Genomic DNA, 6,839 nt, shown 5'->3' with positions numbered 1-6,839 from the left:
GGGCGGGTGGGTAGGCGGGCTGAGTGGGTGGACGGGTGGACAGACGACAACGGGCGATCCTCTCGAAAGAGGATCGCCCGTTGTGTGGAGCTGGTGGAGCTACTCGCTGTCGCTGTCTCCGGTGGCCTTGGCCAGATCGACCGGGACTTCGTCGGGGACGATGATCGCCTTCTTCTCACCGCGGAAGGTGAACTTCGCGTCCTCGCCTGCGCCTTCGCCGTCCCAGTTCTCGACGTCGACCAGGATGATCTGGCCGGCTTCGATTTCGCCGAAGAGGATCTTCTCCGACAGCTGGTCCTCGATCTCGCGCTGGATGGTGCGACGCAGTGGCCGCGCACCCAGGACGGGGTCGAATCCGCGCTTGGCGAGCAACGACTTCGCCTTCTCGGTGACCTCGATCGCCATGTCCTTGTTCTTGAGCGCACCTTCGACTCGGTTGAGCATGAGATCGACCATCTGGATGATCTCGTCCTTGGTGAGCTGGTGGAACACGACGATGTCGTCGATACGGTTGAGGAACTCGGGGCGGAAGTGCTTCTTCAGCTCGTCGTTGACCTTCAGCTTCATCCGCTCGTAGTTCGATCCGGTGCCTTCGCCCGAGGAGAAGCCGAGGCCGACTGCCTTCGAGATGTCCGAGGTACCGAGGTTCGAGGTGAAGATGAGCACGGTGTTCTTGAAGTCGACCGTGCGTCCCTGGCCGTCGGTGAGACGACCGTCTTCGAGCACCTGCAGGAGGGTGTTGTAGATCTCCTGGTGTGCCTTCTCGATCTCGTCGAACAGCACGACGGAGAACGGCTTGCGACGGACCTTCTCGGTGAGCTGGCCGCCCTCTTCGTACCCGACGTATCCGGGAGGAGCACCGAACAGGCGCGACGCGGTGAAGCGGTCGTGGAACTCGCCCATGTCGATCTGGATGAGTGCGTCGTCCTCGCCGAAGAGGAAGTTCGCCAGAGCCTTCGACAGCTCGGTCTTACCGACACCGGACGGGCCGGCGAAGATGAACGAGCCCGACGGACGCTTCGGGTCCTTCAGTCCTGCACGGGTACGACGGATCGCCTTCGAGACGGCCTTGACTGCCTCGACCTGACCGATGATCCGCTTGTGCAGCTCGTCCTCCATGCGGAGCAGACGAGTGGTCTCTTCCTCGGTGAGCTTGAAGACGGGGATGCCGGTCCAGTTACCCAGAACCTCGGCGATCTGCTCGTCGTCCACCTCGGCGATGACGTCGAGGTCACCGGAGCGCCACTGCTTCTCCCGCTCGGCGCGCTGACCGACGAGCGTCTTCTCCTTGTCGCGCAGGTTCGCAGCCTTCTCGAAGTCCTGTGCGTCGATGGCCGATTCCTTCTCCCGGCGCGCGTCGGCGATCTTGTCGTCGAACTCGCGCAGGTCTGGCGGCGCGGTCATCCGGCGGATGCGCATCCGCGCGCCCGCTTCGTCGATGAGGTCGATTGCCTTGTCGGGCAGGAACCGGTCGTTGATGTACCGGTCGGCCAGAGTGGCGGCAGCGACGAGGGCACCGTCGGTGATCGAGACGCGGTGGTGTGCCTCGTAGCGATCGCGCAGACCCTTGAGGATCTCGATGGTGTGCTCGACGGTCGGCTCGCCGACCTGGACGGGCTGGAAACGACGCTCGAGAGCGGCGTCCTTCTCGATGTACTTGCGGTACTCGTCGAGGGTGGTGGCACCGATGGTCTGCAGCTCGCCACGAGCCAGCTTGGGCTTGAGGATCGATGCTGCGTCGATGGCACCTTCGGCGGCACCTGCGCCGACGAGCGTGTGCAGCTCGTCGATGAACAGGATGATGTCGCCGCGGGTGTTGATCTCCTTGAGCACCTTCTTCAGGCGCTCCTCGAAGTCACCGCGGTAACGGCTGCCGGCCACGAGCGAGCCGAGGTCGAGAGTGTAGAGCTGCTTGTCCTTGAGCGTCTCGGGAACCTCGCCGTTGACGATGGCCTGAGCCAGGCCCTCGACGACCGCGGTCTTACCGACACCGGGCTCGCCGATGAGCACCGGGTTGTTCTTGGTGCGACGCGACAGCACCTGCATGACGCGCTCGATTTCCTTCGCGCGACCGATGACCGGGTCGAGCTTGCCTTCGAGCGCCGCCTGGGTGAGGTTGCGGCCGAACTGGTCGAGAACCAGTGACGTCGACGGGGTGCCCGCCTCGCCGCGGCCGCTGCCGCTCTCGGACGGCTCCTTGCCCTGGTAGCCCGACAGCAGCTGGATGACCTGCTGACGCACGCGGTTGAGGTCGGCTCCGAGCTTGACCAGAACCTGAGCTGCGACGCCTTCGCCTTCGCGGATCAGTCCCAGCAGAATGTGCTCGGTGCCGATGTAGTTGTGGCCGAGCTGCAGTGCTTCACGCAGGCTGAGCTCGAGTACTTTCTTGGCGCGCGGGGTGAACGGAATGTGACCGGACGGAGCCTGCTGACCCTGGCCGATGATCTCCTCTACCTGGCTGCGTACTCCTTCGAGGGAGATGCCCAGCGACTCGAGAGACTTGGCTGCGACGCCTTCGCCCTCGTGGATGAGGCCGAGCAGAATGTGCTCCGTGCCGATGTAGTTGTGGTTGAGCATCCGGGCTTCTTCTTGAGCCAGGACGACAACACGCCGCGCGCGATCGGTGAACCTCTCGAACATCGCTCTCCCTCACTTCTTGGCGGGTGGTAGCTCGCCCACCAGTTCTTCTAGCGCCGCAGTGTCCAACACGCCGGGTCGCTTGTGCATTTGAAGGTAAGACTGCTTCTCACTGTAGTTGGCCGACGTGACGAACGCCGACCCTCCACCCCTGAAATGCTGCGCGACGGCCCACGTGTGCGGACTGCCTTGCCTGCTTATTGTTCATAACGCAGGCACTATGCAAAACGTTTCCCGTTCACTGTCCGCTGCTGGCGAACAGCTCTTCTCCGTTCGATCAGGCCTGGGAAGGCTTGACGATGGGGAACAGGATCGTTTCGCGGATTCCCAAGCCGGTCAGTGCCATCAGGAGGCGGTCGATGCCCATGCCGGTTCCGGTGGTCGGCGGCATGCCCTGTTCCATCGCGGCGAGGAAGTCCTCGTCGAGCACCATGGCCTCGTCGTCGCCCGCCGCGGCCTGACGCGCCTGATCCTCGAAACGCTCACGCTGGATGATCGGGTCGACCAGTTCGGAGTAACCGGTGGCCAACTCGAATCCGCGAACGTAGAGATCCCACTTCTCGGTGACGCCGGGCTTGCTGCGATGCTGACGCGTCAGCGGGGACGTCTCGACCGGGAAGTCACGGACGAACGTGGGCTCGGTCAACGCGTCGCCGACCTGGTGTTCCCACAGTTCCTCGACGAGCTTGCCGTGGCCGTAGATCGGGACGCCGTCCTTGCGCGGCACCTCGACCCCGACCTTGTCGGCGATCGCGAGCAGTTCGTCGACGGTGGTGTCGGGGGTGACGTCGAATCCGAGCGATTCCGACAGCGACGGGTACATCTCGAGCGTCGTCCATTCGCCGCCGAGGTCGTAGGTGGTGCCGTCGGGCAGCGTGACGACTGTGGACCCGAGTGCGGCCATGGCCACTTCCTGGACGAGTTCACGCGTCATTTTCGCCGAGTCGTCGTACGTCCCGTAGGCCTCGTATGTCTCGAGCATCGCGAACTCCGGCGAATGCGAGGAGTCGGCACCCTCGTTGCGGAAGTTCCGGTTGATCTCGAACACCTTCTCGATGCCGCCGACGACGCAGCGCTTGAGAAACAGTTCCGGCGCGATCCGGAGGTAGAGGTCGGTGTCCATGGCATTGGAATGGGTGACGAACGGCCGAGCCGCCGCGCCGCCGTGCAAGGTCTGCAACATCGGAGTCTCGACCTCGAGGAAGCCGCGACGCTCGAGTGCGTTGCGTAGTTCCCGGACGACGGCGATGCGCTTGCGGGCGGTTTCCCTGGCCTCCGGACGCGTGATCAGATCCAGATACCGCTGCCGAATGCGCGTCTCTTCGTTCAGTTCCTTGTGCGCGACGGGCAACGGCCGCAACGACTTCGATGCGATCTGCCACGCGTCGGCCATCACGGACAGCTCGCCGCGGCGGGAGCTGATCACCTCGCCGTGCACGAACACGAAGTCGCCGAGATCGACATCGGACTTCCACAGGGCGAGAGCGTCCTCGCCGACACCTGCCAGGCTGATCATGGCCTGCAGCTGGGTGCCGTCGCCCTCCTGCAGCGTGGCGAAACACAGCTTGCCGGTGTTGCGCACGAAGATGACCCGGCCGACGACGCCGACGATGAGGCCGGTCGTCGTGTCGGGTTCGAGTTCGGGAAATTCGGTCCTGATCTCGAGCAAGGAGTGCGTGCGTGGAACCGACACCGGATACGCCTCGACCCCACGCTCGAGCAGCGCGGCGCGCTTGGCACGACGAATCCGTAGTTGCTCCGGGGTGTCGTCGGCCTGCTGGGTGGAAGCTGTGTCAGTCACGCGCACACACTTTACAGTCCGATCCGGTGCGGACGATCAGTGCGCAGCGACGGCCTCGGCCTCACGGACGCAGTGCTTCGCCTGCGTGAGTACACCGAGCAGTCCTGCCGACTTCAGCGCCTGGTAACCGCCGACCAGATCGGTGGACCGGTGCAGACCCAGCAGCTTGAGCGACGCGGCGGCGAGAGACGAGGTGTAACCCTCGGAGCAGATGACGATCCATTCGACGTCGTGGTCGACGGCGATCGCCAGGCGCGCATCGCTCGTCGGGTCCAGACGCCATTCGAGGACGTTGCGTTCGATGGCGAGCGCACCGGGCAGCGTTCCCTCGACGGCGCGCTGCGCCTGGGGGCGGATGTCGACGACGACGGCTCCGCGGTCGACGGCGTCGCGCAGCTCGAAGACGGTCATTCGATCGATGGTTTCGCGTGCGGATTCGAGCATTTCGACAATGGTCATGGCGGGGATGGTCACAGCGTGGCCTTCTCGGGTTCGTCGGTGAGCTCGCTACGGGTGCGACGCAGCGTGGACCGTTCGGTCACTTCGTAGTAGGACATCGCCGTCAGGGGCGGCGAGTAGGCGTGGACGCTGAGGGTGGGGCCGGTCGTGGTGGACGCCGGATCGTGCATCACGTCGTGAACCCAACCGAGCGGGAACGACGCCTGATCACCGGCGTCGAGGTGACGCTCCTTCAGTCCTGTTCCGGCCCAACGATATTCGAGAAGCGAACCGCTGAGAACGGTGAGCGCACCGAGCGATCCCGCGTGATCGTGCAGTTCGGTGGAACGGTCGGGAACCCAGCTGATCAACCAGACGTCGAGGTCGTCGTCGGAATGCAGTCGGGCGGCCCAACGCTCGTCGGTCGGCCAGCGGCCGCCGCCGGGAAGCAGGTGGTCGAAGCGGCCCTCGAGGACGTCGGATGCGCCCTGGTCGGTGATGCGAAGCAGGTCGGGTGGGCGCAACCGGGTCGGAAGCGTCGAGACCGAGCGCGACGACAAAGGGGTGCGCGAAGGTACGGAAAGTACAGGTGTGGAAAGCATGAAGCTCTACTCCAGGGGTGTGTACGAACGAGGCAGGGTTCAGCCTCGACAACACTCCTGGGTGGCCATGCACGTCATCACGCCGACGATTCTGGCACACCATCGCACGATGCGCCAGCCGTTCAGCGGGGGCGTCGTTTGGCCATGTTGCGTTCGTAGACCAGACGCAGCCCCTCGAGGGTCAGGTCGGGTTCGTGGTGCTCGATGGTCGTCGACTCGGGCAAGATCAACGCTGCGATGTCTCCGGTACCGATGATGGCGACGTCCGCGCCCGTCACCTCGGGAACCTCTCGTCGAATTCGCCCGACGAGGCCGTCGACCAGACCGGCGAACCCGAAGATGGTGCCCGACTGGATGCACTCCACGGTGTTCTTGCCCAGTACCGAACGGGGCCGGATCATCTCCACCTCACGCAGCGTGGCCGTGCGAGTGGACATGGCCGACGCGGACATCTCCAGCCCGGGAGCGATGGCACCGCCGAGAAATTCCCCCTTGGCCGAGACGACGTCGACGCAGGTGGTGGTTCCGAAATCCACCACGATGCACGCCGTTCCGTACAGGTCGTGTGCGGCAAGGGTATTGACGATGCGATCGGCACCGACCTCTTTGGGATTGTCGACCAGCAACGGCACGCCGGTCCGCACGCCGGGTTCGACCATCACGTGCACCACGTGATCCCAGTAGCGCGCGAGCATCGTCCGCATCTCTCGAAGCACCGACGGAACGGTCGACAGTGCGGTGATTCCGGTGATCTGTTCCGCGTCCTCACCCAGCAGGCCGCGCAGCATCAGTGCCAGTTCATCGGCCGTCACATGAGGGTCGGTTCGAATGCGCCAGTCTCGCAGTAGCTTCGAATGATCACCGGTGCCGGTGAACAGGCCGACCACGGTACTGGTGTTGCGTACATCGATCGCGAGGAGCATCGAATCAGACCAGCACGGAATCGGCCCGCAGATCGCGCGGTGTGATCAGACCCGAGCCCGCGGGCGCATGAGCCGGATCGCTTCCCAGCTCGACGGGCCGGTTCTTCTCGTCGACGAACACCACCCTCGGCGCGTAGTCGGCCACCTCCTGCTCGTTCATCACGCCGTAGGCGATCAGGATCACCAGGTCACCCGGATCGACCAGATGTGCTGCAGCGCCGTTGATCCCGATGACACCGCTGCCGCGCTCACCGGTGATCACGTACGTTTCGAGCCGCGCACCGTTGTCGATGTCGACGATGGTGACCTGTTCGCCTTCGAGCAGGTCGGCTGCCTCCATCAGATCCTGATCGACGGTCACCGAGCCCACGTAGTGCAGATCGGCGTGCGTGACGGTGGCGCGATGGATCTTGGACTTCATCATTGTTCGAAACATGT

6 protein-coding genes are annotated in these 6,839 nt (G+C 64.3%); all 6 read right to left on the bottom strand.

Going from position 1 to position 6,839, the window contains the following annotated elements:
• Nucleotides 1–99: 99 nt before the first annotated feature.
• The 6 genes from CH306_RS12070 to panD all read right to left on the bottom strand — a co-directional run bounded on the left by CH306_RS12070 (nucleotide 100) and on the right by panD (nucleotide 6,837).
• Nucleotides 100–2,640: an ATP-dependent Clp protease ATP-binding subunit gene (locus tag CH306_RS12070; protein ID WP_032380134.1), complete on the bottom strand. Its 2,541-nt coding sequence runs from the start codon at nucleotides 2,638–2,640 to the stop codon at nucleotides 100–102.
• A 274-nt stretch (nucleotides 2,641–2,914) separates the two neighbouring features.
• Nucleotides 2,915–4,438, bottom strand: a complete 1,524-nt coding sequence (lysS, locus tag CH306_RS12065) for a lysine--tRNA ligase (RefSeq protein ID WP_094646726.1) — start codon at nucleotides 4,436–4,438, stop codon at nucleotides 2,915–2,917.
• Between the two features lie 36 nt (nucleotides 4,439–4,474).
• Entirely contained in the window at nucleotides 4,475–4,897 is a 423-nt protein-coding gene (locus tag CH306_RS12060) for a rhodanese-like domain-containing protein (RefSeq protein ID WP_045200894.1), read from the bottom strand.
• Nucleotides 4,898–4,908: 11 nt separating this feature from the next.
• A complete protein-coding gene (locus CH306_RS12055; protein ID WP_032395162.1) occupies nucleotides 4,909–5,478 on the bottom strand; it encodes a cysteine dioxygenase in 570 nt (189 codons plus the stop codon).
• 122 nt (nucleotides 5,479–5,600) lie between these two features.
• Nucleotides 5,601–6,401 carry a type III pantothenate kinase gene (locus CH306_RS12050; protein ID WP_032395163.1) on the bottom strand — a complete coding sequence of 267 codons (801 nt, stop codon included), beginning with the start codon at nucleotides 6,399–6,401 and terminating at the stop codon, nucleotides 5,601–5,603.
• A gap of 4 nt (nucleotides 6,402–6,405) precedes the next feature.
• Nucleotides 6,406–6,837 (bottom strand): aspartate 1-decarboxylase, encoded by a 432-nt coding sequence (gene panD / locus CH306_RS12045; protein ID WP_032395164.1) that lies wholly within the window; start codon nucleotides 6,835–6,837, stop codon nucleotides 6,406–6,408.
• Nucleotides 6,838–6,839: the final 2 nt, after the last annotated feature.

The organism is Rhodococcus sp. 15-725-2-2b (assembly GCF_002259075.1).
Classification (GTDB): Bacteria; Actinomycetota; Actinomycetes; order Mycobacteriales; family Mycobacteriaceae; genus Rhodococcoides.
This window is presented reverse-complemented; position numbering and strand designations above follow the sequence as displayed.